Annotated in this window: 24 protein-coding genes and 1 tRNA gene; 12 read left to right on the top strand and 13 right to left on the bottom strand. The window is 72.1% G+C overall.

The annotated features are described in order from the left end of the window. Positions 1-54 precede the first annotated feature (54 nt). Together AB0K17_RS05955 and AB0K17_RS05950 are read left to right on the top strand one after the other, a co-directional pair. Positions 55-1,092: a YncE family protein gene (locus AB0K17_RS05955; protein WP_365982213.1), complete on the top strand. Its 1,038-nt coding sequence runs from the start codon at positions 55-57 to the stop codon at positions 1,090-1,092. Between the two features lie 319 nt (positions 1,093-1,411). Next, entirely contained in the window at positions 1,412-2,122 is a 711-nt protein-coding gene (locus AB0K17_RS05950) for a polysaccharide deacetylase family protein (RefSeq protein ID WP_365982212.1), read from the top strand. A gap of 363 nt (positions 2,123-2,485) precedes the next feature. On the opposite strand, the gene AB0K17_RS05945 is transcribed toward AB0K17_RS05950, so the two are convergent. From AB0K17_RS05945 to AB0K17_RS05930, 4 genes are all read right to left on the bottom strand, one after another. Beyond that, positions 2,486-3,601, bottom strand: a complete 1,116-nt coding sequence (locus AB0K17_RS05945) for a glycosyltransferase family 2 protein (RefSeq protein WP_365982211.1) — start codon at positions 3,599-3,601, stop codon at positions 2,486-2,488. Between the two features lie 80 nt (positions 3,602-3,681). Next, the gene (locus tag AB0K17_RS05940; RefSeq protein WP_365982210.1) at positions 3,682-5,034 is read right to left on the bottom strand and encodes a hypothetical protein; all 1,353 of its coding nucleotides are present in this window, start codon (positions 5,032-5,034) and stop codon (positions 3,682-3,684) included. Between the two features lie 84 nt (positions 5,035-5,118). After that, positions 5,119-7,428: an NHL repeat-containing protein gene (locus AB0K17_RS05935; protein ID WP_365982208.1), complete on the bottom strand. Its 2,310-nt coding sequence runs from the start codon at positions 7,426-7,428 to the stop codon at positions 5,119-5,121. A 430-nt stretch (positions 7,429-7,858) separates the two neighbouring features. Further along, on the bottom strand, positions 7,859-8,764 hold the full coding sequence (locus tag AB0K17_RS05930; RefSeq protein WP_365982207.1) for an MBL fold metallo-hydrolase: 906 nt from the start codon (positions 8,762-8,764) through the stop codon (positions 7,859-7,861). Positions 8,765-9,003: 239 nt separating this feature from the next. Between AB0K17_RS05930 and AB0K17_RS05925 the strand changes: the two genes are divergently transcribed. The 4 genes from AB0K17_RS05925 to AB0K17_RS05910 all read left to right on the top strand — a co-directional run bounded on the left by AB0K17_RS05925 (position 9,004) and on the right by AB0K17_RS05910 (position 12,336). Then, positions 9,004-9,237 carry a hypothetical protein gene (locus tag AB0K17_RS05925; protein ID WP_365982206.1) on the top strand — a complete coding sequence of 78 codons (234 nt, stop codon included), beginning with the start codon at positions 9,004-9,006 and terminating at the stop codon, positions 9,235-9,237. Next, positions 9,200-10,594 carry an amidase gene (locus AB0K17_RS05920; protein WP_365982205.1) on the top strand — a complete coding sequence of 465 codons (1,395 nt, stop codon included), beginning with the start codon at positions 9,200-9,202 and terminating at the stop codon, positions 10,592-10,594. Before AB0K17_RS05925 ends, AB0K17_RS05920 begins: the two co-directional genes overlap by 38 nt. A 112-nt stretch (positions 10,595-10,706) precedes the next feature. Further along, positions 10,707-11,273: a TetR/AcrR family transcriptional regulator gene (locus tag AB0K17_RS05915; protein WP_365982204.1), complete on the top strand. Its 567-nt coding sequence runs from the start codon at positions 10,707-10,709 to the stop codon at positions 11,271-11,273. An 856-nt stretch (positions 11,274-12,129) separates the two neighbouring features. Next, entirely contained in the window at positions 12,130-12,336 is a 207-nt protein-coding gene (locus AB0K17_RS05910; RefSeq protein WP_365982203.1) for a hypothetical protein, read from the top strand. Here AB0K17_RS05910 and AB0K17_RS05905 read toward each other — a convergent pair. Then, entirely contained in the window at positions 12,288-12,845 is a 558-nt protein-coding gene (locus AB0K17_RS05905) for a hypothetical protein (RefSeq protein WP_365982202.1), read from the bottom strand. The two genes, AB0K17_RS05910 and AB0K17_RS05905, sit on opposite strands and share 49 nt — an antisense overlap. 13 nt (positions 12,846-12,858) lie before the next feature. Between AB0K17_RS05905 and AB0K17_RS05900 the strand changes: the two genes are divergently transcribed. Together AB0K17_RS05900 and AB0K17_RS05895 are read left to right on the top strand one after the other, a co-directional pair. Beyond that, positions 12,859-13,008 (top strand): hypothetical protein, encoded by a 150-nt coding sequence (locus tag AB0K17_RS05900; protein WP_365982201.1) that lies wholly within the window; start codon positions 12,859-12,861, stop codon positions 13,006-13,008. 574 nt (positions 13,009-13,582) lie between these two features. Next, positions 13,583-13,966 (top strand): tyrosine-type recombinase/integrase, encoded by a 384-nt coding sequence (locus AB0K17_RS05895; RefSeq protein WP_365982200.1) that lies wholly within the window; start codon positions 13,583-13,585, stop codon positions 13,964-13,966. Positions 13,967-14,018: 52 nt separating this feature from the next. Here the strand turns inward: AB0K17_RS05895 and AB0K17_RS05890 are convergent. Beyond that, positions 14,019-14,092: transfer RNA gene (locus AB0K17_RS05890), tRNA-Pro, on the bottom strand. 322 nt (positions 14,093-14,414) lie between these two features. On the opposite strand from AB0K17_RS05890, the gene AB0K17_RS05885 reads away from it, so the two are divergent. Beyond that, positions 14,415-17,717, top strand: coding sequence for an amidohydrolase family protein (locus AB0K17_RS05885; RefSeq protein ID WP_365982199.1), 3,303 nt, complete (start codon positions 14,415-14,417; stop codon positions 17,715-17,717). Positions 17,718-17,858: 141 nt separating this feature from the next. Here the strand turns inward: AB0K17_RS05885 and AB0K17_RS05880 are convergent, their stop codons facing one another. Beyond that, a complete protein-coding gene (locus AB0K17_RS05880; protein WP_365982198.1) occupies positions 17,859-18,728 on the bottom strand; it encodes a chitosanase in 870 nt (289 codons plus the stop codon). A 171-nt stretch (positions 18,729-18,899) separates the two neighbouring features. Continuing rightward, positions 18,900-20,084, bottom strand: coding sequence for an MBL fold metallo-hydrolase (locus tag AB0K17_RS05875; protein WP_365982197.1), 1,185 nt, complete (start codon positions 20,082-20,084; stop codon positions 18,900-18,902). A gap of 144 nt (positions 20,085-20,228) precedes the next feature. Here AB0K17_RS05875 and AB0K17_RS05870 point away from each other — a divergent pair, with 144 nt between their 5' ends. Continuing rightward, positions 20,229-21,197 (top strand): endonuclease/exonuclease/phosphatase family protein, encoded by a 969-nt coding sequence (locus AB0K17_RS05870; protein WP_365982242.1) that lies wholly within the window; start codon positions 20,229-20,231, stop codon positions 21,195-21,197. Here AB0K17_RS05870 and AB0K17_RS05865 read toward each other — a convergent pair. Next, positions 21,191-21,844 (bottom strand): alpha-ketoglutarate-dependent dioxygenase AlkB, encoded by a 654-nt coding sequence (locus tag AB0K17_RS05865; RefSeq protein ID WP_365966546.1) that lies wholly within the window; start codon positions 21,842-21,844, stop codon positions 21,191-21,193. The two genes, AB0K17_RS05870 and AB0K17_RS05865, sit on opposite strands and share 7 nt — an antisense overlap. Positions 21,845-21,961: 117 nt before the next feature. Here AB0K17_RS05865 and AB0K17_RS05860 point away from each other — a divergent pair, with 117 nt between their 5' ends. Beyond that, positions 21,962-22,522, top strand: a complete 561-nt coding sequence (locus AB0K17_RS05860; RefSeq protein WP_365966545.1) for a carboxymuconolactone decarboxylase family protein — start codon at positions 21,962-21,964, stop codon at positions 22,520-22,522. 1 nt (position 22,523) lies between these two features. On the opposite strand, the gene AB0K17_RS05855 is transcribed toward AB0K17_RS05860, so the two are convergent. The 3 genes from AB0K17_RS05855 to AB0K17_RS05845 are packed head-to-tail and all read right to left on the bottom strand — an operon-like array spanning position 22,524 to position 24,623. Then, positions 22,524-23,444, bottom strand: coding sequence for an SAM-dependent methyltransferase (locus tag AB0K17_RS05855; RefSeq protein ID WP_365982196.1), 921 nt, complete (start codon positions 23,442-23,444; stop codon positions 22,524-22,526). 59 nt (positions 23,445-23,503) lie between these two features. Continuing rightward, on the bottom strand, positions 23,504-23,752 hold the full coding sequence (locus AB0K17_RS05850; RefSeq protein ID WP_365966543.1) for a DUF397 domain-containing protein: 249 nt from the start codon (positions 23,750-23,752) through the stop codon (positions 23,504-23,506). Between the two features lie 4 nt (positions 23,753-23,756). Beyond that, positions 23,757-24,623, bottom strand: a complete 867-nt coding sequence (locus AB0K17_RS05845; protein ID WP_365966542.1) for a helix-turn-helix transcriptional regulator — start codon at positions 24,621-24,623, stop codon at positions 23,757-23,759. 136 nt (positions 24,624-24,759) lie between these two features. Between AB0K17_RS05845 and AB0K17_RS05840 the strand changes: the two genes are divergently transcribed. Beyond that, on the top strand, positions 24,760-25,215 hold the full coding sequence (locus AB0K17_RS05840; protein ID WP_365966541.1) for an ATP-binding protein: 456 nt from the start codon (positions 24,760-24,762) through the stop codon (positions 25,213-25,215). 46 nt (positions 25,216-25,261) lie between these two features. Here AB0K17_RS05840 and AB0K17_RS05835 read toward each other — a convergent pair whose 3' ends face one another. After that, positions 25,262-26,053: an SGNH/GDSL hydrolase family protein gene (locus AB0K17_RS05835; protein WP_365982195.1), complete on the bottom strand. Its 792-nt coding sequence runs from the start codon at positions 26,051-26,053 to the stop codon at positions 25,262-25,264. Positions 26,054-26,102: the final 49 nt, after the last annotated feature.

Genomic DNA, 26,102 nt, shown 5'->3' with positions numbered 1-26,102 from the left:
CTAAGCTAACTTAAACCTCCTCCGCATTCCTTCCCTCAAGGAGACCGACGCAGCATGCCCTCGACCACCCGCCGTACCGCCGTCGTCGCCCTGGCCCTCGCCGCGGGCACCGTGCCGCTCACGACCGGCACCGCCTCGGCCGCCCCCCACCCCTCGACCGTCGTCTCGGCACCGCTCGCCAAGGGCCTGTACCAGTCGGCCTACTCCGAGCGCCATCACGTCCTGTGGGCCACCACGGCCGTCGGCCGCCCGCCGGTCACCTCCTCGGCCCTGCTCAAGGTCGACCCGAAGACCCTCGAGGTGAAGGCGACCTACACCCCGCCGGTGACGGACGCCGCCACCGGAGCCGTCGAGGCCGTCTACGGCGTCGCCGTCGACGACGAGCACGACACCGTCTGGACCACCAACACCCGCAACAACTCCCTCGCCGTCTACAGCCAGCGCACCGGCAAGCACCTGGCCACCCTGCCGAACGTGGCCCACGCCCGCGAGGTCGTCGTCGACGAGCGCCACGACCTCGCCTGGGCCGGCGGCTTCGGGGACGGCACGGTGGTCGCCTTCGACACGCGCACGTTCAAGGAGAAGAAGCGCGTGACCGTCCCGGGCGCGGCCCCCGCCGGCCTCGCGGTCAACGAGCGGACGGGCACGGTCTACGCGACCGACCTGAAGGGCAACCGCCTCATAGCCGTCTCCCCCTACGCCAAGGACCCGTCCTTCATCCCCGCCGGCAACGGCCCCATATCCGTGGCCCTCTCCCCCGACGGCCGCACCGCCTACACCGCCGACCAGGCGGCAGGCGGCATCTCGGTCGTCGACCTGCGCAAGAAGGCGGTCACCAGGACCGTCCCCACCGGCGCCGGCGCCCTGTCCGTGGCCACCGACCGCCGCACGGGCCGCGTCCTGGTGGCCAACCGCACGGCAGCCAACGTCACGATCGTCGACCCTGCCAAGGCCACCGTGACCGAAACCCTCCCGACGAGCCCCAACCCGAACCACATCACGGTCGCCGGCACCACCGCCTACGCGGTCGACAAGTCCGGCACCGGCCCGGAGGGCCGCGACCAGATCCACCGCATCCGGCTGGGGCGGTAAATCCGTCAGCGCATGAGCGGGTCCAGTGAGGTGAAGCCGTAGCCCCGGTCGCCGATGGCCTGGATCAGGTGGGGCACACACCGGCAGCGGCCCTGGTCGGCAGGTGCGGCATCGACAGGGCGGCGCCGCAGGCCGCGAGGAGCGTACGGCGGGGCAGACCGCTTCGGCCGCTGATCGTCACCGCGCCGATATGACGCACACCATGGCAGCCGTCGCCCCGCACCACTCGTCCGAGTGGCCAACTCGCCTTCCCTGGTTGACGGTAGCGTGAGGGACCATGGCCCGTTTCCCGCAAGCAGTCCGAAGGACGATGGCCGCGGTGGTGGCCGCCGCAGCCGTGTTCGCCGCGGCGCCGCCCTCAGTTGCCGTACCGGCAGAGGACGGCGTCTCGTCCCTGTACGGGTCGGAGAACCGCACCATGCCCACGCGGGCACGCGTGGTGGCGCTGACGTTCAACGCCGCCTGGGAGACGGAAGGGCTCGACACGGTGCTGGAGGTACTGCGCCGTCAGCACGCCCCGGCCACCTTCTTCCTCACCGGCGACTTCGCCGACCGCCACCCGGACGCCGCCCGCGCCATCGCGGCAGCCGGCCACGGCATCGGCAACCACTCCTACAACCACCCCCACTTCGAGACCCTGCAACCCGGCGAGCGCGCGGCGGAGGTTCTCCGCGCGGACCGCGCCCTCCGCGCCGCCGCGGGCACGACCCCGCTGCCGTTCTTCCGCTTCCCCTACGGCGACACCACCCCGCAGGAGATCGCCGAGGTCAACGCCCTGGGCTTCGCCGACATCGAGTGGACCACCGACACCAAGGGCTACCTCGGCCCCGCCGGCGGCATGACCGTACCCAAGGTCGTCCAGCGGGCACTGGACGCCCTGCGCCCCGGCGCCGTCATCCAGATGCACGTCGGCTCCGACGGCCAGGACACCGTCCTCGATGCCGACGCCCTCCCCCGGATCATCGACGCCGTCCGCGCCCGCGGCTACGAGATCGCCGACCTGCGCGACAGCCTCGGCGGCAGACGCTGAGCCGGGGCGTCACTGCAGGAGATCCGAGCGCCGCAGGACGGTGCGGCTGGGACGATCGCCCTGAGGCCATCGTTCGCGGCGGAAGTCCCCTCGTGGTGGCTGCACTGCGGTGAGTGCCCGGACGACCCGGCGCCTGGGTGGCAGGAGTTTGCAGACGGAGGCCCCCGCCATGACGAGGGTTGTCGCCGCGACCACCGTGGCCAGGGCCTGAAAGCCGGATCCGGGCCGCGCGAGGGCCTTCACCGAGAGCGCCGATGCCCCGCCGACACCCAGCGCTCCGGCTGGTGGCAATCCTCCGTACACGTGATCTCTGCCCCTCGATGATGGTGCCGAACTGTGCTGGACGGTCAGCCGCGTTGAGGCTCAGGTGGCGCGCCAGTGCTCTTCCCTGCCGCGGGCCATGTCCCACAGGGAGCGGACGTAGACGGCGTGCTGGAACATGTCGTAGGCGAGCTCGACGGCGAGCGTGCCGGCCAGCAGCTGGGACTTCCACCCGGCGCCGTGCGCGGTGACCACCTTCTCCGCGACGAAGACGAGGCCGACGGCGATCCAGAAGGGGGTGAACTGCGGCCGTCCACGGGCCAGCATCCAGCCGGTGAAGACGAGGTAGAGGGCGAGGAAGAGCACGGACAGGCCCATGAAGGCCTGCCGGACGATGTACGGGGCGGTGACCCGTGTCCAGCCGTAGTCGCGCAGGTTCTCCAGGGCGCCGCGCTGCCAGCGCAGCCGCTGGTGCCAGAGCTTGGGCAGACTGGTCATGACCTCGGTGACGACGCCGCAGCCGGGCGGGGAGACGGTCCGGTAGCCCAGCGTCCGCACGGCTTTGGTGATCTCGTCGTCCTCGGTGAGGGAGGCGAGGGAGTAGTAGGAGGTGCCGCCGCCGATGAGCCCGTCCAGGCGGGCCCGTCTGACCTCGCGCAGGGTCCCGACGCGAAAGAGGGTTGCGGTGCCGGTCAGCACATCGGCCCGGAACTCCCGCCGGGCTATCTCGCGGGCATAGCGGTGGAATTCGATGCGCTGCAGCGCCCCGAGCAGGCCGCCGCCCCTTTCGCCGTAGAAGATGCCGCCGACGGCTCCGACGGTGCTGTCCATGGCGGCGATGGCACTGGCGAGGAAGGACGGCTGGAGCACGGTGTCGGCGTCCTGGACGAGGACCAGGTCGGTGTCGTCGAGACCGGTCAGGAGCCGGCCGAGGGCCTGGTTGAGGGCGCCGGCCTTCTTGTGCCGGTTGTCCTGCGACTCGATGACGGTGGCCCCGTTGGCCCGGGCCGACTCCACGGTCTCGTCGGTGCAGTTGTCGGCCACGACGACGATGCGGTGCGGCGGGCGCTCCTGGCGGTGCAGCGCCGCGATGGCGGCGGCGATGCGCTCGGCCTCGTTGTGGGCGGGGATCAGCGCGAGGACGCGGGGAGCCGTGGCCGTCCCGTCGTGTCGGGCACGGGGAGCCGGGCGTCGTCGTCCGGGGCGGGGCCATCGCATGCGGGTGCTCCTGGAGCGGTGTGGTCCGGGTACGAGGAGGAGCGGGGTGCCGCGCGGGCGCGCGGCACCCGTGGCCCAGGTCAGCTCCTGGGGCGGATCTCGATGGTGTCCTGTGCGGTGGCGAAGACCGGTTCGCCCAGCTGGATGCCGACCGGGGCCCGTCCGGCGGGGGCCGTCGCCTCGACCTCCATCGCCGGGTAGACCGACACCCAGGCGTCCCTGCCGGGCCCGCTCGGCACCAGGTCCAGCGGAACGGCCGGGCAGGTGAGGGTGCGGTGGTCGGCCGACAGCACCCCCGGGGCGACGACCTCGCGGCTCTCGTCCTCCCAGCGGGTGAACGCCACCCGGTCCTCGGTGAACCGCATCCCCTCGGGGGCGGTGAAGACCGCCTTGACCGTGCCGATGGTGCGCCGGCCGGTGTTGCGGATGACGAAGGGCGGGTAGATCCAGCGATCCTGGCCGGCGGTCGCCGTCAGGGTCTGCGTCTTGATGGTGGCCCGCAGTCCGGTGTCGATGCTGCGCGGCGCGGTGTACCGGTAGTAGACGCTGCCGAGCTGGAAGGCGTCCTCCGGCTTGGCCTCGTCCCAGCGCAGACCGCTGGGCGTGCCGTCGGGGTTGGCGGACTGCGGCCAGACCAGGAAGCGGTAGTAGCCCGGCTTGTCACCCAGTTGCCGCAGGTCGATCGGGGGCAGGGTGACCTTGCGGCCGGTGCCGCTGTCCTTGTGGCCTTCGGCCTTCTGCAGCTGCGGGGTCGGGGTGTAGTGCGAGGGTGTGCCGTCCTCGTGGACGAGCTGGTAGTAGACGTGGTCACTGTTGTTGCTCGGCACGCCCTGCTCGCCCTGGCGCAGGTTCACCAGGTCGATGATGAACTTGTCGCCGGGGATGCGGCCGTTGTCCGTGACGAAGCCGAAGCCGGCCTGGCTGTTGGGGGCACCGCCCCAGTTGTTGTCGTAGGGCAGGCGGACGAAGGGCCGGCCGACCTTCTCCGGGTCGCTCTGCTGCCAGGCGCCGGCGAGCACCTCGATCTCAGGGCTCGCCGTGCGGACGTCCCCGTTGTCGAGGACGACGTCGACGCGGATCCGGTACGTGCGGCCGTACGCGGGGCGGGGGTCGGCGTCGACGTTGAGGTCGCCGCGCAGGGTGAAGGTGATCAGATCGGCGTCGTCGAGGAAGGTGAGGTCGACGACCTCGAACTCCTGGTCGATGCCGCCCCGGCCGCGCTTGACCTCGGTCGCGGTGATGTCCACCTGCCCGTTGCCCGTGTAGGAGTACGTGATCTCCTTGATCCTCACGCCCATCGGGACGCGGATGCGGCCGTCGTAGCGGAACTCGCTGTCCCAGACGGCGAACCGGTTGGCGTGGCCCAGGGTCCGGATGCCGGTGACCTCGGGGTCGGTCGGCGTGGAGTCCGGGGGTGTCGCAGCAGTGCTCATGCGTGCTGTCTCCGCTTCCTGCCGGGAGTGGGGTGGCGGTGCGGCGCGGGGGTCACCCTCGGTGGGGTGACCCCCGCGGTTGCGCTACGGCGTGTCGATGACGATCGAGGCCTGGCCCGAGGCGAAGGGCGGGGTGCCCAGGCGGAGGGTCACGCTGACCGTGCCGGGAGTCGCGAAGGAGTCGACCTCCATCTCCGGGTAGAGCAGGACCCACTTGCCGGGGGCGACGTCCAGTCGCGCCTGGCGGCAGGTGAGGGTGCGGCCGTCGGGCGACCGCTGGGCCGCGTTGACGACCTCCTGGCCGGTGTCCTCGTGCCACAGCACGAGCCGGTCCTCCGTGAACCGCATGCCGTCCGGGGCGGTCAACTCGATCTGCTCGGTGTCGATGGCGCGCCGGCTGGTGTTCGTGATCTGCAGGACCGCCGGGTACACGTACTGGTCGCCGGGCCGTAAGCGCGCTTGCTGCAACCTCGTCTGTGTCACCCGGGCGGTGAGGTCCGACTGGGTGCCGGTGATCGTGCCGGAGATCTGGACCGGGGCGAGGCGGCCGATGCTCGCCGAGCCGTTGTCGTAGCGGCCGGGCAGGGCGTCCGTCCGGGCCTGCACGGGAATGGTGTAGACGAGCGAACCGGTGTCGCTGGTGGTGGTGTTGAGGTGCGGGTTCCCCTCGATGATCAGGGTCTGCCCGGAGTCCTCGATACGGTGGGTGAAGTGGCCGGGGACGACGCCGTGGATGGTGTCGGGGTACGCGCACGCGGGCTGGCCACTGAAGACGAAGCCGTCCGGCGCGGTGAAACGCTGGACGATGTCCCCCGGGTTGACCGGCTGGCCGGTGGCGGAGGTGAACCTCATGGTGAAGACGGTCCGCTGGCCGGGCGCGGCGGCGGGGATCGTGTCCTGGATGACGGTGAGAGCGCTCTCGTCGCCGATCGGGGCGGGGACGACGACCGTCACCGGAAGATGCTCGATGTTGTCCTTGAGGTTGATGTCGCCGCTGTACTGGATCTCCAGGGTGGACCGGTAGACGCCCGGAGGCGTGGTGTCCGGGGCGCTGACGCGGAAGACACCGTCCAGGGAACCCTGGTTGGCCGGCAGTTGCTGGCCGGTGAAGCTGCGGCTGAGCCGTCGGCCGCTGCTGCCCGGGCCGCCCGACAGGCCGGCGGCGAGGTCCAGGACGACGGTGACGAACCGCCCGTCGACCGGGTTGGGCCCCCGGTTCTTGACCCGGACTCCGAGGTCGAAGTCCTGACCGCGCTGGACCGCGTAGGGGGAGACGCTCTCGGCGTACAGATCGGCTGCGGGCGGCAGTGGCGGCGTCATGTCGGCGACGGCCGTCACGCCGCGAACCCGGTGGTTACTGTAATCGCCGATGTACAGGTTTCCGGCGGAGTCCAGCGTCACTCCGCACGGGCTGTAGAGCCGGGTGGAGGCGGCCGGGCCGCCGTCGTCGACGTAGCCCGCGATCCCGGTGCCCGCGACAGTGGTGATGATGCCGTTGGCGGACACCCTGCGCACGCGGTGGTTGGCGCTGTCGGCGATGTACAGATTGCCCGCGGCGTCCAGCTCCACACCGTGCGGGTGGAAGAGGGTGGTGGCGACCGCCGGGCCGCCGTCGGAGACGTAGCCGGCGGTGCCGTTGCCCGCGACGGTGGTGATGATGCCGTTGCGGGACACCTTGCGGACCCGGTGGTTGAGGCAGTCGGCGATGTACAGAATTCCCTCGGCGTCCACCGCCACTCCGGAGGGGTAGTGAAGCCGGGTGGCGATGGCCGGGCCGCCGTCGGAGACGTACCCCGCTTCGCCGTTGCCGGCGACAGTGGTGATGATGCCGGCGGGAGACACCTTGCGGACCCGGTGGTTGGACCACTCGCTGAAGTACACGCTTCCCTCGTGGTCCACCGCGATGCCGTGGGGGTGGTGAAGCCGGGTGGCGATGGCGGGTCCGCCGTCGGAGACGTACCCCGCTTCGCCGTTGCCGGCGACAGTGGTGATGATGCCGGCGGGAGTCACCTTCCGGATCCGGTGGTTGCCGGTGTCGGCGATGAAGACGTTGCCCGCGTCGTCGACGGCCACGTCCACGGGATCGCTGATCCTGGTCGCGACGGCGGGCCCGCCGTCGGACACGTACCCCGCCTGCCCGTTGCCGGCGACGGTGGTGATGGTCCCGTCCGGGGTCACCTTGCGGATCCGGTGGTTGTGGCGGTCGGCGAGGTAGAGATTCCCCTGCTTGTCGACGGCGAGGCCCAGGGGGAGGTTGAGCCTGGTCAGTGGCGCGGGGCCGCCGTCGGAGACATATCCGGCGGCACCGGTGCCCGCGACGGTGGCGATGACACCGTCGGGCAGGCCGATGGGCTGGGGTCCGGTTCCGGTACTCGTACTCGATACGCCTGCCATCAGTGCTTCTCCCGTCTGCAGGCACGGCACATCGGGCGCGGGACATGCCGCGCCGATGAGGATGGGGTCGGTCCGGAGCAAGCCGGAGCCTAATCGCCGCGCTCCGGTGGCCCCGTACACCTCATCCGGACAATCCGGCCGAGACGGGAACGGCGTCCTTGCGCCGTGACAACGGATGCCAACTGGACCTCTGGCCTCCGGCGCAGGCCGGAGCTCGCCTTCCGGTCGCGGTTCGCATATGTCATGGGTCCAGGCCCACGGGACCTTGCCACCGTCGTGGCCACCTGGGCGAAGACCGGCTTCCGGTGCACCGGAATGCGCCGGGAACGGCCGGGCGCTGGTGGACCGGCGCCCTGCTCGATGGCCGGAACGCCGTGCCGCCCGGTCCATGCCGGTCACCAACGCAGTCGGACAACCGGGCGGCGCCGTCTCAGTGCGATGGGGCAGGGACGGACGAGAGCCGGTAGGCGTCCCCATGGGTGACCACGCGGCCGGCGGTGGGCGGTGCGAAGTGGGTACCGAGCAGGAGGGTGTCCGTGTCGGCCAGGGAGTCGAGCAGCTCACGGCGCGAGGCCTCCGACCGCGCCGGGTCGATGTCGACGCAGGCACCGACTGCGGGCCGGGCGAGCTGGACCGGGTGATGGATGCAGTCGCCGGTGATGAGTGCCCTCTCGCCCCGGCTGGTCAGCTCCACGGAGACATGGCCGGGGGTGTGGCCGGGCGTGGAGACCAGGCGTAGGCCCGGGGCGATCTCGACGCCCCCTTCCGGAACGTCGACGAGGTCGAGCAGCCCCGCCTCCTCGACGGGGATCACGGAGTCGCGGAACATCTGCTCACGCGGCTCGTCCATGTCGTACGTGGCCCAGAACTCCCGCTCGACCCGGGAGGTGAGGTAGCGGGCGTCGGGGAAGGTGGGGACCCATTCGCCGTTCGTCTTCCGGGTGTTCCAGCCCACGTGGTCGGCGTGCAGGTGGGTGAGGATCACCAGGTCGACGGAGTCCGGGGAGAAACCGGCGGCGGCAAGGCGTTCGAGGAAGTCCGTCCGCAGGTTGTGCCAGGCGGGGTTGGCCCGCTCCTTGCCGTTGCCGATGCCCGTGTCGACGAGGACGCGCAGCCCACCCACGACGAACGCGAAACTGTGGCTGTCGAGGCGCAGGGTGCCGTCGTGGTCGGCGTAGTCGGGGCGCAGCCAATCGTGTCCCAAGACCACGTCCGTAGTCGCGCCGGGCAGCAGCCAGGGTCCGGTCGCGGGCGGAAGCGGGACCTCGTCGATGCGGTGGACGGTGATGTCGCCCACGGCCCAGGAGGGAGCGGTGGTGGTTGGCGGGGTCTTCATGGGCTTTTCTCGCCTTCGGTCGTGGACGGTTCGCGGTAGCGGTGCGGGCGGCTCGGCCGGGGCCGTGCGCGGATGCGCTGACGCGGGACACGGGGCGGGAGGAACGCGACCCGCCCCCTTCACGCTAAACGCAATTCATTTGCTTTAAGTCACCGTAGGCCCTACAGTCGCCTAACGCAAACGATTAGCTTTTGCCGTCCGAGGGCATCCGCCGCTCCAGCTGACCAGGAGAACGATCCGTGTCCGCCGATGAACTCACTCCACCGGAGGCGGCCCGCTGGGCCGCCCGTGCCGGACTCCCTCTGCCGACCGACCGTCACGACACGGTCGCGGCCACCGCCGACCACATCCATTCCGTCGTCGCCGTCCTGCGGGAACTCGACTTCGAGGACACCCCACCCGCGTTCGCCTACCGCGCGGGAGAGGAGAAGCACCATGCAGCCGTTCGAACTGTCTCTCACCGCAGCCTCTGACGCGATCCGGACGCGGCAGCTGTCCCCCGTCGAGCTGGTGGACTCCGTCCTCGGCCGCATCGAGAAGGTGGAGCCGCACCTTCAGGCCTACGCCACCGTCACCGCCGAGCAGGCCCGCCAGGAAGCCCGCGAGGCCGCGAACGATGCCGCAGCCGGCCGGCTGCGCAGCCCGCTGCACGGCATCCCCATGGCGCTGAAGGACTTGATCGACGTCGCCGGTGCGGCGACGTCGGCCGGCTCCAGGGTTCGCGCGGGCCACCGCGCGGAGACCGACAGCACCGTCGCCGCGCGCCTGTCGACAGCCGGTGCGGTCCTGTTGGGCAAGACCCACACCCATGAGTTCGCCTACGGTCTGATCACCCCGCAGACCAACAACGCCTGGAACCGCGACCGGATCGCCGGCGGATCCAGCGGCGGGTCCGCCGTCGCCGTCGCCGCGGGCACCGCGACCTTCAGCATCGGCACCGACACCGGCGGATCCGTCCGCGTGCCCGCCGCGCTCAACGGGACCGTCGGCCTCAAGCCGACCTACGGCCTCGTCCCCCGCACGGGCATCACGTCACTGTCCTGGTCGCTGGACCACGTCGGCACGATCACCCGGACCGTACAGGACGCGGCCCTGGTCCTGTCCGCCCTCACCGGTCACGACCCCCACGATCCCGCCTCGCTGGTCGCGCCCGGGGTGGACTACCGGCCGGGGGCGGCGGGCGCGGATCTGACCGGACTGCGCGTCGGCGTGCCGCGCAACTACTACTTCGACCACGTCGACACGCAGGTGGAAGCCGCCGTGCGGCACGCCATCGACCAGCTGCAGTCCCTGGGCGCGCAGCTCGTCGAGGTGGAGATTCCGATGACGCGCTACATACAGGCCACCCAGTGGGGCCTGATGGTGCCGGAGGCCACCGCTTACCACGAGCAGACCCTGCGCACGGTTCCCGAGCTGTACCAGGCGGACGTCCGCATCCTCCTCGAGGCCGGTCAGCTCATGCCCGCCGGGGACTACGTGCGCGCCCAACGCTCCCGCACCCTCATGCGGCAGGCCTGGGCCCGCCTGCTGGACGAGGTCGACGTCATCGCCGCCCCCACGGTCCCGGCCACCGCGGCGGCCGCCGACCAGGAAGTGATCACCTGGGCCGACGGCACGGTCGAGAGCGTCTCCGACGCCTACGTACGCCTCTCGGCCCCGGCCAACATCACCGGCGTGCCGTCCCTGTCCGTCCCGGTCGGCCTCGACGCGGCGGGCCTGCCGATAGGCATGCAACTGCTCGGCCGCCCCCTGGGGGAAAGCGTGCTGCTGCGGGTCGGCCACGCCTACGAGCGGACCCGCCCGGCCCGCGAGCTCGCACCGGTGTCCTGAGGAAGAACGTGGGCCCGGGCGGAACGATCCACCCGGGCCCACTCCCCGGCTCCGCTCGGGCCGCATTCATCCAAACCCTCTAGATGCAACGACTTTGCTTTAAGCTGGTGGCATGAGTCGCCAGATGGCGCGCCCCGGCGGGCGCAGCGCCCGAGTCCAGGCATCGGTGCACGCAGCCGTCCGCGAACTCACCTCGGAGGTGGGTCGGGACGCCCTGACCGTACCGATGGTCGCCCAGCGCGCGGGCGTCACACCGTCGACGATCTACCGCCGCTGGGGAGACCTGCAGGAACTGATGTCGGACGTGGCGGTCGAGCACCTGCGCCCCGACACGGCGCCCAAGGACATCGGTGACCTGACGTCCGACCTGACCGCCTGGGCCGAGCAGTTCTTCGACGAGATGGCCTCCCCCGTAGGCCGCGCCTACATCCGCGACGCCCTGCTCGGCGATCCGGACGGCAGCAACGCCGGCCGGTGCTCCGCCTACGCCGCCGAGCAGATCGACGTCATCCTCACCCGCGCGAGCGAACGCGGCGAGCACACACCCGACACCGAAACGGTCATCGACCGCGTCGTCGCCCCCCTGATGTACCGCATCCTCTTCCGCCCCGACGGGCTCGACGCCTCCTACGCCCGCCGACTCGTCGCCACCGCGGTGGCACCGTCGGGCACGCCTTGAGTCGTGGCGCCCTGGTCCGACTCGGGCCAGGGCCCTTGCGTCGGGGCCCGGTGGATCCGCGCAACCGTGGAAAACACCCCAGGATCAGTACCGCCGGGCTGAGCACCGGCGACGAGGGCGTCGTGCAGCGGCCGACCACGAGCCCTGCACGAGGCGCCACCCTCCTCACCCGACACGGCCGCTGCGGCGGCCTGAAGCCTGTCCGTGGGTGGGCGGCTTCCTCACCCAGGCATCAGCCACTATCGCGGCCGGCGGAGATCGTGTCAGGAATCGCCTCCGGCCAGACGTGGGCGATGTGCATGCCGCGGTGCTCGTCGGGGTCCGCGCCGTGCTCGGGGCCGAATCCGCTGCGGCCGGGGTCGGAGAGGGAGACGGTGACGCTCTGCGTACCTGGGGCACCTGGAAGCGCAGGCGACGCTTGCGCCAGTTCGCCTGGTTGATCCGCTCGGCGCCCATGGACGCGGTGCCGTTCTTACCGGGTGCCTCCGCAGCACCTCGGCAGTCCCGTCGCCGGAGTCGGCCGGGCTGGAACTGCTGTACCGGATGGCAGACTTCTGCCGGCCCGACTGGGTCGTCGTGACCGACGACGACCAGTACTGGACGCCGAGGGCGACCTGCGGGCACGCCTGGCAGCCCTCCCGGACGGGGTGGCCGGCGTGCGGTGCCCACTGGTGTCGTCGTGGAACGACCCGCAGTTCCCGCGCATGGTGCCACTCATGGGCGCGGCAACCAGCATGCGCTGCGCGATCTGGCGGTACCGGCTTGGACTTGAGGCCGGGCGCAAGCCCCTGCACAACCATCACTGGCCGCTCAACCACACCGACCACGGCCGCCTTGAGGACATCGACGGGTACGGGTGGTGCATTCGGGCTGGGACACGCTCGACAAGCGCATCGCCCGGGTCAGGCTCTACCAGAAGCTCGACCCGGACAACGTGCACAACTTCGGCGCCGCCTACGACCGTGCCCTCCTCTTCGGCTACCGCCTGGACGAACTCGACCAGCTCAAAGCCGACTACGCCCGCCGCGCCGCAGCCGAAACCACCGGCGCCACCCCGCTGTGAACGGCGTCGTTGTGCAGCAGACGGGCGACCTCTCCCAGACACAGCTCCAGACGCCAGGGCCGCTCCGGCGCCGCGTTCCCCGACGGATGCAGGCTCAGATCGTCACGCCCGGCGGCCCGGGCCACGCGGGCGATGTCGCCCAGAGTGCGCTCGGTGTGCGGATTTCCGGAGACGACCAGGACGCGTGCCCCAGTGGCCGGGGGAAGGTGCACCAGCCGTTCCTCGGCGCAGCTGGCGGTGGTGTGCCGGGGCGACCCCTGGGGCCGGTGCCGGGCGGCGGCGTTCAGCACCGTCAGCTCCAGCCCGTCCACGGTGCGCAGTTGCTGCCACAGGACGGTGCGGCGAGGAATGCCCACGACGGTGGCCGGGCCGGTGGCCGGGTAGTGGGCGGTGACGGCCAGGGCAGGGCCGAATACGACCAGGGCGGCGACGATGGCCAATTCGTACTCGGTGGCGAACGGGCGCTCCCCACCGGTTGCCGTCCTCGGGGTCGCGGGCGAGTTCGGCACGTACCCAGGGGTGGTGGAGCAGCCGCGGATCGGCGGCGGCCAGCCGGCCGAGGATCTCCTCCAGGCTCCCGTCGCGCTCCTCCCGCAGCCGCTGGCCGCACCACAACGTCACCGGCCCGAGCCGGCACCCGTGCTCCTCCCGCAGCCGGCGCACCAGGCGTAACCGACGCTCGTTGGCCGTCCACAGACCCGCGACAACGGCTGTCTCACCGAAGACCGTGCCCGCCTTGGGCCAGGTCGCCTCCAACAGCCCCATCTCGCCGAACAGGCCCAGCGCCCGGGCCCTTTGGGCGTACAGGAGATGAGGGTCCGGCCGTGCTCCGGCACCATCCAGTGCCGCGCCGCCGCGGCGGCCAGTTCCCCGGCATCTTCGTGCCATGGCACGCCCAGGACCCCGAACAGAGCGCGCAGAGGGGATCGCTGGCGTCCGGCGAACGTCGAAGCAGCCGGGATACACACCGGCGAATCGGTGATCATTTGGCCGGAGCGTAGTCCATGGCGAACCGGTCCGGTCCAACGAGACGGACCCGGGAACGGCCGCCCGCTTCCTGCGGTCCGCCGTACCCGCCCGCCCACTCCTCGCCGCCGTCGTCATCACGCGGCGGACCGTGCCGCTCCCCATCGGCCACCGGTGATCTCCACGGATCAAGGGCACCTTCGGCGTCGCCCTGCGAGAAGGGCAGGTGAAGCCGGACGCTCGCATCCCAGCACGCCCGTCTCACCCCGTACTCGACGCCGTGGGCCACGACCCCATGGCCCGGCTCCTCACCGGGCCGCGCGGCGGGCGGATCATCACGGCCATCCTGCGCGACGCCACCCACTGGGACGAGGTCGCCGTCCAGCTCGGCTACGAACACCTGCGCCGTCACGACCTGCGGCACACCGGACCGACATGGATGGCGGACGCCGGCATTCCCGTGCGCGTCCTCCGCATGATCGCCGGGCACGGTTCGATCACCACCACCCAGCGGTACCTCCACCCGGACCGCCGCTCGATCCACCTGGCCGGCGCCGCCCTCAGCCGCTACCTCGTCGAGGGCCGCCGAGAGGCCCCTGGCCCCGAACCGGTCCCAGGGACCGCGCCCGTGCGGCACCTGCGACTTGTCCGCCGACCCCTATGAAAAAAGCCTCTGACCTGCGGTTTCCCGCTAGTCAAAGGCTTCTTTCACCGTGTCGGGACGGCGGGATTTGAACCCACGACCCCTTGACCCCCAGTCAAGTGCGCTACCAAACTGCGCCACGTCCCGGTGCTTGTCCGGCCCGGGATCTTCCCCGCGCCGACCGCGCACGAGAACAATACCGCACTTCGCGGGGTGGTCGCGCACCGCTTTCCGGCGGCCGGCCGGCGGAGGGTGGCGGTGGGGGTACGGAGGGTGGCCGGGTCGTCAGTGGGGCGGTGGGCTCGTCTTCCTTCGGGTGATCCTCGGTGTCGTTTTCTCGGTGATCAAATCCGTGCACTTCCCCCTTTCCGGACCCCGGGGTGTTGACCTCAGGCACATGAAGCATGCAACGATCACCTTTTGCATGTGATCTTCCGCCTCACGCAACTCCCCTGGACCAGGAGGAAAGTTGGACACGGACACCCACATCGCGGCGGCGGCCTCCGCCGCCCTCTCCCGTCGCGGGTTCCTGCAGGCCGCGGCGGGGGGTGCCGTCGTGGCCGGGGCGGGCGTCGCGCTGCCGGGGGTGGCCGGGGACGCCCTGGCCGCCGGGCGGGGCGGGCGGTCGGACGTGCTGTCGTTCACCGCGGCCACCAATGGGGCGGCGTCCATGGCGCCGGACGGGCGGCATCTGGTCGCCGAGGTGCAGAACGTGCTGTGGTCGGTGCCGCGGAAGGGCGGGGAGGCGGTCGCGATCACGCCCGCCGACCTGGAGCCGACCCGGCCGGTGCACGCGCCGGACGGCCGGCAGCTCGCGGTCTGCGCGTACCGGGGTGGCGGCTTCCACATCTGGGTGCTGCGGCCCGACGGCTCGGGGCTGCGGCAGCTGACGGACGGGCCGTGGGACGACCGGGGGCCGGCGTGGTCGCCGGACGGCACGCGGATCGCGTTCGCCTCCGAGCGGGACGGCGACCCGGTGGCGGGCAGCCCGTACCGCGTGTGGGTGGTGGACGTCCGTACCGGTGCGCTGACCAAGGTCACCGGGTTGCCCGGGCAGGAGGGCCCGGGGCAGGAGGGGGCCTGGGAGGACTTCGACCCGGTGTGGTCGCCGGACGGCCGGCGGCTGCTGTTCGTGCGCGGCCGGGTGGAGGGCACTGCGCTGCAGTCCCGTACGGTCGCGTCGGTGCCGGCGGACGGGCGCGGGCCGGTGCGGGTCGAGCACACCGAGGCGGCGGCCGCGCAGGTGATGACCCCGGCGGTCTCCCCCGACGGCCGGCTGGCGTACCTGCGGACGACGGCCGCGCCGGCCGCCTCCTGCACGCTGGTCGTGGACGGGGCGGCGGTGCCGGTCGAGGGGGACGTGGAGCCGGTGCCCCCGCGGTGGGTCTCGCGGGACGAGCTGCTGCTGACCGTCGGCGGGCACTTCACGATCGTCCAGGTGCCCGCGGGGGCCGGCAGGGCTCCGGCGGACGACCTGCCGCACCCCTCGGCCGCTCCGGCGCCGACCCCGCCGGCGAGCGGTCACGGGGTGACGGCGGTCACGATTCCGTTCCGTGCGAAGCTGCCGCTGTCCCGGCCGCGGTACGAGGTGAAGCGGTACGACTTCGCCGCCGAGGGCGGCGGCGTGCGGCCCGTACGGTCGCTGCATCTGCCGGCGCTGTCGCCGGACGGCCGCCGGGTGGTGTTCGCCGCGCTGAACTCGCTGTGGCTGGCCGACGCCTCCGGCGGCCGGGCGCCGCGGCGGCTGGTGAAGGCCGATCCCACGCGCTACCTGTTCGCGCCGTCCTTCTCCCGCGACGGCCGGGCGCTGATCTACGCCGACGACCGTGACGGGCTGCTGGCGGTGCGCCGCCGCGACCTGACCACCGGCGCCGAGACGGTTCTGGCCGGCGGCGGGCGCTCGCTGCCGGCGCTGTCGCCGGACGGCAGCCGGCTGGCCTGCGTCGACATGTCGGGGAACATCGTGGTCCGTGAGCTCGCGGCCGGCACGGAGAAGGTGCTGGCCGCCCCGCTGGGCGCGGGCGGGCTGCCCGGCAGACCGAGCTGGTCGCCGGACGGGCGGTACGTCGCGTTCTGCGACCGCAACCGTCTGAACCAGCGTTTCCGCGAGGGCTACAACCTCATCCGCGTCGTCGACACCACGACCGGCCAGGCCCGGCTGCATGCGCTCGCCCCGCACGCCTCGATCTCCGACCGCTACGACTCCGGCCCGGTCTGGTCGCCGGACGGCCGCACCATGGCGGTGATCAGCGAGTCCGCGCTGTGGCTGCTGCCCGTACGGCCCGACGGCACCCCCGACGGCGAGGCGCGGCGGCTGACGGACGAGGCCGCCGACCACCCGTCGTGGGCGGCCGACAGCCGCCGGATCCTGTACCTGTCCGCCGGGCGACTGCGGCTGCTGGACACCGCGAACGGCTCCGTGCGCACGGTGCCCGTCGCCCTGGACTACCGGCGCCCGGCACCCGTCGACACCGTGGTGCACGCCGGCCGGCTGTGGGACGGCACGGGCTCGCAGGTGCGCGAGGACGTCGACCTCGTCGTGCGGGACGGCCGGATCGCGGCCGTCGAGCCGCACCGGCCCCGGCGGGCGGCCCGGCGCACCGTCGACGCCTCGCAGCGGACGGTGATCCCGGGCCTGTGGGACGCCCACACGCACCCGTGGCAATACGTCTACGGGGGCCGGCAGACGGCCATACAGCTGGCGTACGGGATCACCACGGCCGTCTCGTTCGGCGGCTTCGCCTACGAGCAGGCGCGGCTGCGCGAGGCGGTGGCGGCCGGGGAGCTGGCGGGGCCGCGGCTGCTGACCGCCGGCGAGCTGCTGGACGGCTCCCGCGTCGCGTACAGCATGGGCCGGGCGCACCGCACGCGTGAGGGCCTGCGCCGCTCGCTGACCCGGGCGGCGGCCCTGGACTGGGACTTCGTCAAGACCTACGTCCGGGCGCCGGGCTGGCTCATGGAGGGGGCGGCGCGCTTCGCGCACGAGCGCCTGGGGGTGCGCAGCGGCAGCCACCTGTGCTCGCCCGGCGTGCAGCTGGGGCAGGACCTGACCACCCATCTGCAGGCCACCCAGCGCCTGGAGTTCGGGCACGCGACGACGGCCACGGGCCGGGCCTACCAGGACCTGGCGGAGATCTACACGGCCACGGACTTCCACATGGTCGCGACGATCTTCACCTCGATGCCGCTGCTGGGCGCCGACCCGGCGCTGGCGAAGGACCCGCGGATAACGGTGCTGACGCCGCCGTGGGACATCGCGCTGGTCGAGCAGACCGCCGCCAAGCCGCCGACCGAGCAGCAGCTGGCCACCCTGGAGCGCGAGGTGGAGGTCTACCGCACGGTGCTGGCGGGCGGCGGCATCGTGGCTCTGGGCACGGACGCCCCGCTGGTACCGGTGGGCCTGTCGCTGCACATGGGGCTGCGGGCGCTGCACCGCTACGGGCTGTCGGCCGCGCAGGCGCTGCGGACGGCGACGGTGCTGCCGGCGCGGGCGTTCGGCGTGGAGAAGGACCTGGGAACGCTGGAGGAGGGCAAGTTGGCGGACGCCGCCGTGGTCGACGGCGACCCCTTCGCCGACTTCGACACCCTCGTGCGCACGACGTCGGTGCTGCGCGGGGGCGTGGAGTTCGAGCAGCGCGCGCTGGTCGCCGCGTACGAGCACGCTCCGGCCGCCGCGGCGCTGCGCGTCGGCGAAGGCCGCCCGGACTGGCTGGCGATCGGCCGGCAGCTGCGCCGGGACTCGTGCTGCGACATGGAGCACCCGGCGCACTGACGCCGCAAGGGCCGCGAGGGCCCGGGTGCCTCCGCCGGGGGCACCCGGGCCGCAGCGGCCCACTGGGGTCTGCCGGGGGTCTGCTGGGCTTTGCAGGGGTCTGCAGGGGTCTGCAGGGGTCTGCAGGAGCCTGAAGGATCGTTACTGCTTGATCTCGTAGGAGTCGCCGTAGACCTTCCACTTCAGCGGCGGCTCCAGGTCGAGGTTGCCGTTGTCGAGGAAGACCCGCTGCGCGGTGTCGACGCGGCTGGTGTCGCTGTGCGCCTCCTCATGCTTCATGGCGACCTTGCGGGCGTCCAGGAAGGCGCTCAGGTACGTGCGCTCGTCGCCGCCCTGGGCCGGGGGCTTGGCCTTGGCCAGGGCCTTCTTGCGGATGTCGCCGAAGCTGTCGCGGCCGGTGCCGGGGCCGTGCATGACGATGGCGTCGTAGTAGGCGAACTGGCCCAGGGCGCGCAGGCCGTCCTGCTTGGCCTGCTTGACGGCGGGGTCGAAGTAGATGCGGTCGCGCTCGGCTTCCTGGGCGTCCTGGAATGCTTTGTCCTCGGCGGCCTTGTGCCAGGCGTCCTCGAAGGGCTTGCCGAGCCCGGCGTGGGAGTCGGTGCCGTTGACCTTGCGCAGGGCGGGGAGGTACTTGGCCAGGGGATTGCCGGGCTTCTGCCGGGTGTAGCGCTCGACGAGTTCGAGCATGTCGCCGGTGCCGGAGCAGAAGCCGATGATGCCTGCGGTGTAGCCGCGGCCGTCCTTGATGTCCTCGATGTAGGTGAACTGGGCGCGCCAGTCGAGCGAGGAGTTCTCCGCACTGGAGACCAGCCGCATGGCGATGTCCTTCTTGTGCGGGTCGTCGAGGCCGGCCCCCTGCGTCCGGGCGGCGGCCGCCGGCGCGGTGGCCGGGGACGACGCGGCCAGGCCGGGGTCGGCCAGGAGCAGTGAGGCGGGCAGGGCGGCGGCCACGCCCCACAGGGCGAGGCGAGTGGTCCTGGTCGTCGTCTTCTTCGTGGCGCGTGCGGGCATGCGCAACTCCGTTCCCGGTGGGTGGTTCTGGACCCTGCCGACACGATGTTAGGAAGGTTTCCTAACCTCGGCCCGGGCATTGAAGCGCCCCGTCCGCATGCCTGACAAGACATACGCGTCACAGATGTACGAGATTCCGCCAATGTTGGCGGTGGTTCTCCGGAACGGCCCTCAGGCCTGCAGCGCAACGTCGGCGGGCGAAGCGGCCTCCGCGCCGCCCTCCTCCACCACCGGGCCGGCCCCCGCGGGCCGCGCCGCCACCGCACGCCACCACGGGTCGAACGGCAGGCCCACGGCCGGCTCGAACGGCTGCCCTGGCCGCGGCACGACCAGGCGGGCGCCGGCGTCACGGGCGGCGGTGACACTGTCCTCGGCCGGCTCCTCCCACGGGTGCGGGGCGAGGTTGAAGGTCCCCCAGTGGATCGGCAGCATGACGCCCGCGGAGGCGTCGCCGCCCTGCAGGTCGGTGTGCGCCCGCACGCCCTCCCGGGGCGTCATGTGGATGTCGGGCCAGAACTCGGAGTACGCGCCGATCTGCACCATCGTGGCGTCGAAGGGACCGTGCTGCGCGCCGATGTCGGCGAAGCCGGGGAAGTAGCCGGTGTCGCCGCTGTGGAAGATGCGGTGCGTGTCACCGGCGACGACCCACGAGGCCCACAGCGTGTGCTGGGCGTTGCGCAGGGCGCGCCCGCAGAAGTGCCGGGCCGGGGTGGCGGTGAGGGTCAGGCCGCCGACGCGCGTCCGCTCGTGCCAGTCGAGCTCGGTGATGCGCCCGGCCGGTACGCCCCAGTGCTCCAGGTGGGCGCCGACGCCCAGGGGGACGACGAAGACCGCGCCGCTGCGGACGAGGGCCCGGACGGTGGGCATGTCCAGGTGGTCGTAGTGGTCGTGGGAGATGACGACGGCGTCCAGCGGCCCGGTCTCGGCGAGCGGCACCGGTACGGGGTGCAGGCGGCGGGGGCCGGCGAAGGCGAAGGGCGAGCAGCGCTCGGACCACACCGGGTCGAACAGCACCCGGTGCCCGTCGATCTCGGCCAGGACGCTCGAGTGCCCCATCCACGTCAGCCGCAGCCCGGAGGCGGCGGGGACGGCCAGGTCGGCGACGGTCGTGGGGTGCACCGGCACGGCGTGGGCGGGGGCGCGGCGGCGGCGTTCCTCGGCGCGGAAGTAGGTGGGCAGGAACGCCAGCATCGAGCCGGAGGGCGTACGCCGGGTGCCCTCGGGGTTGACGAAGGAGCCGTCCGCGAAGTGCGGCGAGCGCCGGATGCGCGCCATCCGCTCCCCCGCCGGATCGGCGCCGAAGGCGGCCGGGCGCAGCGAATCGAGGGGCGAGCGGTACGGACGGGAGCCGGTCACGGCACCTCCAGGGAGCACATCGGTCGGACCGGCCCATTATCCGCCGAGCACATCGCCGCCTTCGGCCGGGCGGGTGATCGCCCGGGCGCGTCCCGGCCGCCCGCACCTCCCCGGCGAAAGTCCGATGAAAAGACTGAAGCCATGGTGGTCATCGGCACATGGAACCTGCAGAACCTCTCCCGGCCCGGCGCCGGCCCGGGCACCCCCAAGGACGAGGCGGCGTACGAGGCGAAGCTCGACGGGCTCGCCTCCACCGTCAACCGCCTCGACCCCGTCCTGCTCGGCGTGCAGGAGGTGCTCGACCCGAAGGCGCTCGACGACCTGGTCGAGCGTCTGGACGGGCACTGGCACGTGCTGCTCTCCGAGCACCCCGACAGGGCTCCCCACCACCCCATCCGGGTCGGCTTCCTCAGTCGCAGGCCGATGAAGCGCCTGGCCGACGCCACCGCCTTCCCCAAGCGGCTGCTGCCCGTCCAGAGCGGGGACGGCGGCGGCACGATCCACGCCATGGGCCGCGGCGTGCTCGCCGTGGAGATCGAACCGGCAGCGGGCCACCGGCTCACCGCGGCGGTGTGCCACTTGAAGTCCAAGCTGCTGAAGTTCCCCGATGCGCAGCACCCGGGCCGGGACCGCTTCGACACGGACGACGAGGGCGAGCGCGCCCGCGTCGGCGCATACGCGATCTTCCGGCGGGGTGCGGAAGCGGCGGCCGTACGGGCGCTGGCGGACAAGCTCCTCGGGGGCCAGGGCGACACGCGCGACGTGGCCGTGCTGGGCGACTTCAACGACGGGCCCAAGGCCGCCACCACCCAGATCCTCTACGGCCCGCCCGGCTCCCAGCTGGACCATCCGCGGGGCGCGGCCCGGCCGGACCCGGGGGACGCGATGCGGCTGTGGAACCTGGCGCCGCTGATCAAGGAGAACGCCTTCTCCCGCGTCTTCGAGGGCGAGAAGGAGCTCATCGACCACATTCTCGTCAGCCACTCGGTGCTGGCCCGGGTGAAGAAGGTGTTCACGGGCGCCGGCGAGCCGCTGGAGAGCACCGGGGAGCAGCCCAAGGCCGGCAAGCAGCCGAGCGACCACGCGCCCGTCCTCGCGGAACTCGCCTACTGAGTCAGTCCGCTGACCCTCAGGGTGATGTTCAGCCGTCCGGTCAGGCCCAGCGGGGCCGGTGCCGTGCCGGGCAGGACGCGCGGCACGCCGTGGTACGCGAGCCGGGAGGGCCCGCCGAAGACGAACAGGTCGCCGCTGTGCAGCTCGACGTCCGTCCAGGGCCGGGTGCGGCCCTCGGTGTTGCCGAAGCGGAAGACGCAGGTGTCGCCCAGGCTGAGCGAGACGACGGGCGCGCCGGACTTCTCGTCGGCGTCGCGGTGCAGGCCCATCTTCGCGTCGGCGTCGTAGAAGTTCACCAACGCGATGTCGTACGCCTCGGGCCCGGCCGGGCGGCCGTACGCGCAGGCCACCGCGGCCCGCGCCAGGTCGTCCAGCCAGGTGGGGAACGGCTTGACCGGCGCGCCGTCGCCGTCGACGACGGTGCGGGCGTAGCCGTAGGGGAACCAGTGCCAGCCCAGGCCGACCGTGCGCACGGACATCTCGCCGCCGCTGGGCATGCGCACCGTGCGCAGGCCCGCCGGGGGCCGGGCCCAGGCGCGGCAGGCCGCCAGGAGGCGGTGCTGGGCGGCCTCGTCCAGCCAGCCCGGGACGTGCACCGCGCCCGGGGCGACCTCGGTCACGGGCCGGGGAAAGAGCTCACCGTCCATGCGGTCAGCCTAGGCCGGGGCACCGACAAAAGATTTTTCACCCGGTGATGTCACATCCGGGGGGGTCCGATTCGTCGTACGGGTGACAGCAACCGTTCTCCTCGGAAGGCACCGGCCATGGCCCGCGTTTCCCTCACCCCGCCCCGTACGTTGATCAACCGCCTCGTCGCCCTGTACAGCAAGCGGACGTACGGCAAGGTCATCGATCCCCTGCTGGCCATGGGGCACAACCGCAAGGTGCTGATGACCGACGCGCGCTTCGAGATGTCGCTGGCCCGGTGGAACAAGCTGGACAGCGGGCTGAAGGAGCTCGCCGTGATGGCGTCGGCGGCAGCGATCGGCTGCTCCTGGTGCATGGACTTCGGCTACTGGATCAGCCACGGCCAGGGCATGGCGCCCGAGAAGCTGCGCGACGTGCCGCAGTGGCGCTCCAGCGACGCCTACACGCCGCTGGAGCGCGACGTCATGGAGTACGCCGAGGCGATGAGCGCCACCCCGCCGGCCGTGGAGGACGAGCTGGCGGAGCGGCTGCGGCGGCAGCTCGGTGAGGCCGCGTTCGTCGAGCTCACCGCGATGGTGGCGGTGGAGAACCTGCGCTCCCGGATCAACTCGGCGCTGGGGCTGACCAGTCAGGGCTTCAAGGACAGCTGCGAGATCCCGGCCCGCCCCGGCGCCTGAGTCAGCCCTTGCGGCCCACCCCGCCGTAGAAGACGGTGTTGCTCAGCTCCTCGGGGCCGGGCACCGGGCCGTCCGGGCGCCACAGCGGCACCCGGACCAGGCCCGGCTCCAGGAGCGCGAAGTCGCCGAAGAGCGGCTCGATCGCGGCCCGCCCGCGCAGGTTCAGGGCGGCGGTGGCGTTCTTGTAGGCGTCGAGCACGCCGTCGCGGGCCACGACGTCGGTGCGCCCTTGGGCGTAGCCGGCGTAGGGCTCCTCCGTGGCGTGGGAGAGGACGAGCAGGCTGCCGGCGGGCAGGGCGTCGCCGAGGGTGGCGATGATGCCGGCGGGGTCCTCCTCGTCCTTCACGAAGTGCATGACGGCGACGAGCAGCAGGGCGACGGGCTCGCGGAAGTCGATGAGGTCGCGGACCACCGCGTTCTGCAGAATCGTTTCAGGCTGTCGCACGTCCGCGAGCGCGAAGCCGACGCCGCCCTCGTTGGTGAGCTTGGCCCCGGCGTGGGTGGCCACGATGGGGTCGTTGTCGACGTACGCCACCCGCACGCCGTCCGCCTCCTCGCGCGCGACCTCGTGGGTGTTGGGCGAGGTGGGGATGCCGGTGCCGATGTCGAGGATCTGCCGGATGCCGCCGCGCACGGCCTCGCGCACCGCCCGGCGCAGGAAGGCCCGGTTGGCGCGGGCGGACAGGCGCACCTGCGGGTGGGCGGCGATGACCTGCTCGGCGGCGAGGCGGTCGACCTCGTAGTTGTCCCAGCCGTCGAGGTAGTAGTCGTACATGCGGGCCGGGTGCGGTCTGCTGGTGTCGATCTCCTCGGCCGTGAAGCCCCCCGCCTCCAGGCCCGGGCCGCCGAAGCGCCCGTCGAAGCCCCACTCCCCCGCGCCCCGCTCGTCCGGGCCCTGCTCCCCCACGCCCTGCTCGCTCATGCCCTGTCCCCTTCGCTTCGCATGTTCTCTCCCCCGTTCCCTCGCGTGCGGTGGCGCGGTCAGTGCCCCGCGAGCAGGAAGTCGGCCTCGCCGGCCTTGGCGCCCCGGATGAAGGTCTCCATCTCGTGACGCGTGTAGATCAAAGCGGGACCCTCGGGGTCCGTGGACTGGCGCAGCGCCACGCGCCCGTCCACCAGTCTCATGGCCTCGACGCAGCTGCCGCCGTTGCCGCCGCTCCACGGCTTGCTCCACCCCTCGGTGCCGAGGGCGGAGGCGGGCATGCCGTTGTAGACGTGCTCCGGATCCATGGTTTCAGATCTCCTTACGAATGCCACCCAGGATTGCCTTGGTGGTGTGTGCCGGCGCGGCCTGCGCGCACATCCGGTCCAGTGCCTCCAGGAAGGACGAGACGTCCTCGCGCTGATCGAAGTACGAGGCACCGACGAGGTTCTCCGCGTACGCGATGTCCGGAAGCTCCTGAAGGGGGAACCGGAAGATGTGGAAGGGACCGTACATCGCCGGGTGCGGGCCGGCGGCGAACGGCATGAACTGCAGGCGGACGTGCGGCATCTCACTGGCCTCGATCAGCCGGTCGATCTGGGCCCGCAGGACGTCCGGCCCGCCGATGGGCCGGCGCAGCACGGTCTCGTCCATCACCACCCACAACAGGGGCGGCCGCTCCCGGGTGAGCAGGCCCTGGCGCTCCCGGCGCACGGCGACGGCACGCTCCACGTCCGCCTGGGGGGCGTGCGGCATGCCGGCGCGCAGCACGGCCCGGGCGTAGTCCTCGGTCTGCAACAGGCCCGGGACGTAGTGCGGTTCGTAGGCGCGGATGAGGTTGGCCTCCTGCTCCAGGCTCACGAACGCGCTGAACCACTCGGGCAGCACGTCCCGGAAGCGGTGCCACCAGCCGGGGCGGTTGGCCTCGCGGGTCAGTGCGAGGAAGCCCTCCACCTCCTGCGGGTCGCTCACCCCGTAGACGCGGAGCAGCTTCTCCACGTACGGGATCTTCAGCCCGACCTCGGCCTTCTCCATCCGCCGGACGGTGGCGTGGGTGACGTCCAGGGCGCGGCCGGCCTCCTCGTAGGAGAGGCCGGCTTTTTCCCTGAGGTCCTGCAGCCGCTTGCCGAGCACGACCCTCAGGACCGTCGCGGCCCCCGCCGGACGCGCGTCCGCCACTGTCCATCCCCTCCAACTGCCGTCATATGCCAGCAGTGTGCCACGCAGCCTGTCGACCCGACAGACTGTCCTTGCGATTCTGCAATTTACAGATTGAACCTTGCCACAGCTCGCACACATCGCACATAGTTGCGGCGTGGTCCCCTCCCATGACGCACCCTCGCCCGGGCTCTGCGGCAGCTATCTCATCGGCCATCTGCAGGACGCCTTCCACTTCCCGGCCCTCAACGCCTCGGTGGCGGAGGCGCGAAAACGAGTTCTCGCGCGGCTGCGGGAGTGGGGAATCGACGACGTCGCCTGCGACGACGCGCAGTTGGTGGTCTCGGAACTGTTCACCAACGCCGTGCGGCACACCGACAGCGACAAGGTCGGCTGCCGACTGCGGGTGAGCGGGGCGGCGCTGCGCATCGAGGTCGCCGACCAAGGACACGCCCCGACGGAACCACGGGCGCGCTGCAGCGGGGCGGACGAGGAGAGCGGACGCGGACTGCTCCTGGTCGGCGCCCTGTCGGCGGCGTGGGGGGTCCGGCCCGACGACAGCGGCCGCGGCCGTGTCGTCTGGGCGGACGTGCCGCACGGGCGGCTCCCCTGAACGGGCCCGCGCCGCGGGCCCGCAGGGGGCAGGTTGCGGCCGTGCGTTACAGCGGCAGCAGGTCCGGGCGCTTGGGCTCGACGTTGTCCCCCGAGGACTCGCCGCGCAGCCGGCGCCCGATCCACGGCACCAGGTGCTCCCGGGCCCAGTGGATGTTGTCGCGCCGCACCTCGGCGGCCGAGCGCTGCCCCTCCTCCGGCCACGGCTGGTCCGGGTCGGCCGGCACCTGAAGGCCCAGTACCTGCGCGGCGCGCAGCGCCACGCGCGTGTGCCCGTCCGCCGACAGGTGCAGCCGGTCCTCGCTCCAGGCCCGGCGGTCCTGCACCGAGCGCAGCGACCACAGGTCGAGCACCGGGCAGTCGTGCCGGTCGGCGATGGCCCGCACATGGGCGGTGTACGTCGCGATCTTGCCCCTCAGGTGCCGCAGGACCGGCACGCCGCGGGTGTCGAAGCCGGTGCACAGCAGCACGGTGCCCACCGTCGCGCGCAGCTCGGCCACGGCCGCCTCGTAGCGCTGGGCCACGTCGTCCGGGTCGCTGCCGGGACGCAGGATGTCGTTGCCGCCGGCGCAGAAGGTGACGAGGTCCGGGCCGAGCTCCTTGGCCCGGGGCACCTGCTCCTCGACGATCTGGTCCAGGAGGCGGCCGCGCACGGCCAGGTTCGCGTACCGGAAGGTGTGCTCCGGCTGCTGGTCGGACAGCAGGATGGCCAGCCGGTCGGCCCAGCCGATGAACGTGTCGTCGGGTCCCGGGTCGCCGACGCCCTCGGTGAAGCTGTCCCCGACGGCCGCGTACGACCCGATTGCGCTCTTGCTGAATGAATGCGAATCGTCTGCCACGTCAGTACATCTTTCACCTTCGCAAGTGACCTACGCCACCGTAACCAGG

This window comes from Streptomyces sp. NPDC049585 (genome assembly GCF_040675615.1).
GTDB classification, from domain to species: Bacteria; Actinomycetota; Actinomycetes; order Streptomycetales; family Streptomycetaceae; genus Streptomyces; species Streptomyces luteosporeus.
The sequence above is the reverse complement of the archived record's forward strand: the minus strand, read 5'-3'. Positions and strand labels throughout refer to the sequence as shown.

What these genes read in the sequence shown, in the direction of transcription:
- AB0K17_RS05935 (WP_365982208.1), bottom strand. Translation starts at nt 7,428, where the DNA reads ATGGCAGGCGTATCGAGTACGAGTACCGGAACCGGACCCCAGCCCATC.
- AB0K17_RS05940 (WP_365982210.1), bottom strand. Translation starts at nt 5,034, where the DNA reads ATGAGCACTGCTGCGACACCCCCGGACTCCACGCCGACCGACCCCGAG.
- AB0K17_RS05865 (WP_365966546.1), bottom strand. Translation starts at nt 21,844, where the DNA reads ATGGACGGTGAGCTCTTTCCCCGGCCCGTGACCGAGGTCGCCCCGGGC.
- AB0K17_RS05860 (WP_365966545.1), top strand. Translation starts at nt 21,962, where the DNA reads ATGGCCCGCGTTTCCCTCACCCCGCCCCGTACGTTGATCAACCGCCTC.
- AB0K17_RS05930 (WP_365982207.1), bottom strand. Translation starts at nt 8,764, where the DNA reads ATGAAGACCCCGCCAACCACCACCGCTCCCTCCTGGGCCGTGGGCGAC.
- AB0K17_RS05945 (WP_365982211.1), bottom strand. Translation starts at nt 3,601, where the DNA reads ATGCGATGGCCCCGCCCCGGACGACGACGCCCGGCTCCCCGTGCCCGA.
- AB0K17_RS05850 (WP_365966543.1), bottom strand. Translation starts at nt 23,752, where the DNA reads ATGGATCCGGAGCACGTCTACAACGGCATGCCCGCCTCCGCCCTCGGC.
- AB0K17_RS05920 (WP_365982205.1), top strand. Translation starts at nt 9,200, where the DNA reads ATGCAGCCGTTCGAACTGTCTCTCACCGCAGCCTCTGACGCGATCCGG.
- AB0K17_RS05880 (WP_365982198.1), bottom strand. Translation starts at nt 18,728, where the DNA reads ATGCCCGCACGCGCCACGAAGAAGACGACGACCAGGACCACTCGCCTC.
- AB0K17_RS05855 (WP_365982196.1), bottom strand. Translation starts at nt 23,444, where the DNA reads ATGAGCGAGCAGGGCGTGGGGGAGCAGGGCCCGGACGAGCGGGGCGCG.
- AB0K17_RS05955 (WP_365982213.1), top strand. Translation starts at nt 55, where the DNA reads ATGCCCTCGACCACCCGCCGTACCGCCGTCGTCGCCCTGGCCCTCGCC.
- AB0K17_RS05915 (WP_365982204.1), top strand. Translation starts at nt 10,707, where the DNA reads ATGAGTCGCCAGATGGCGCGCCCCGGCGGGCGCAGCGCCCGAGTCCAG.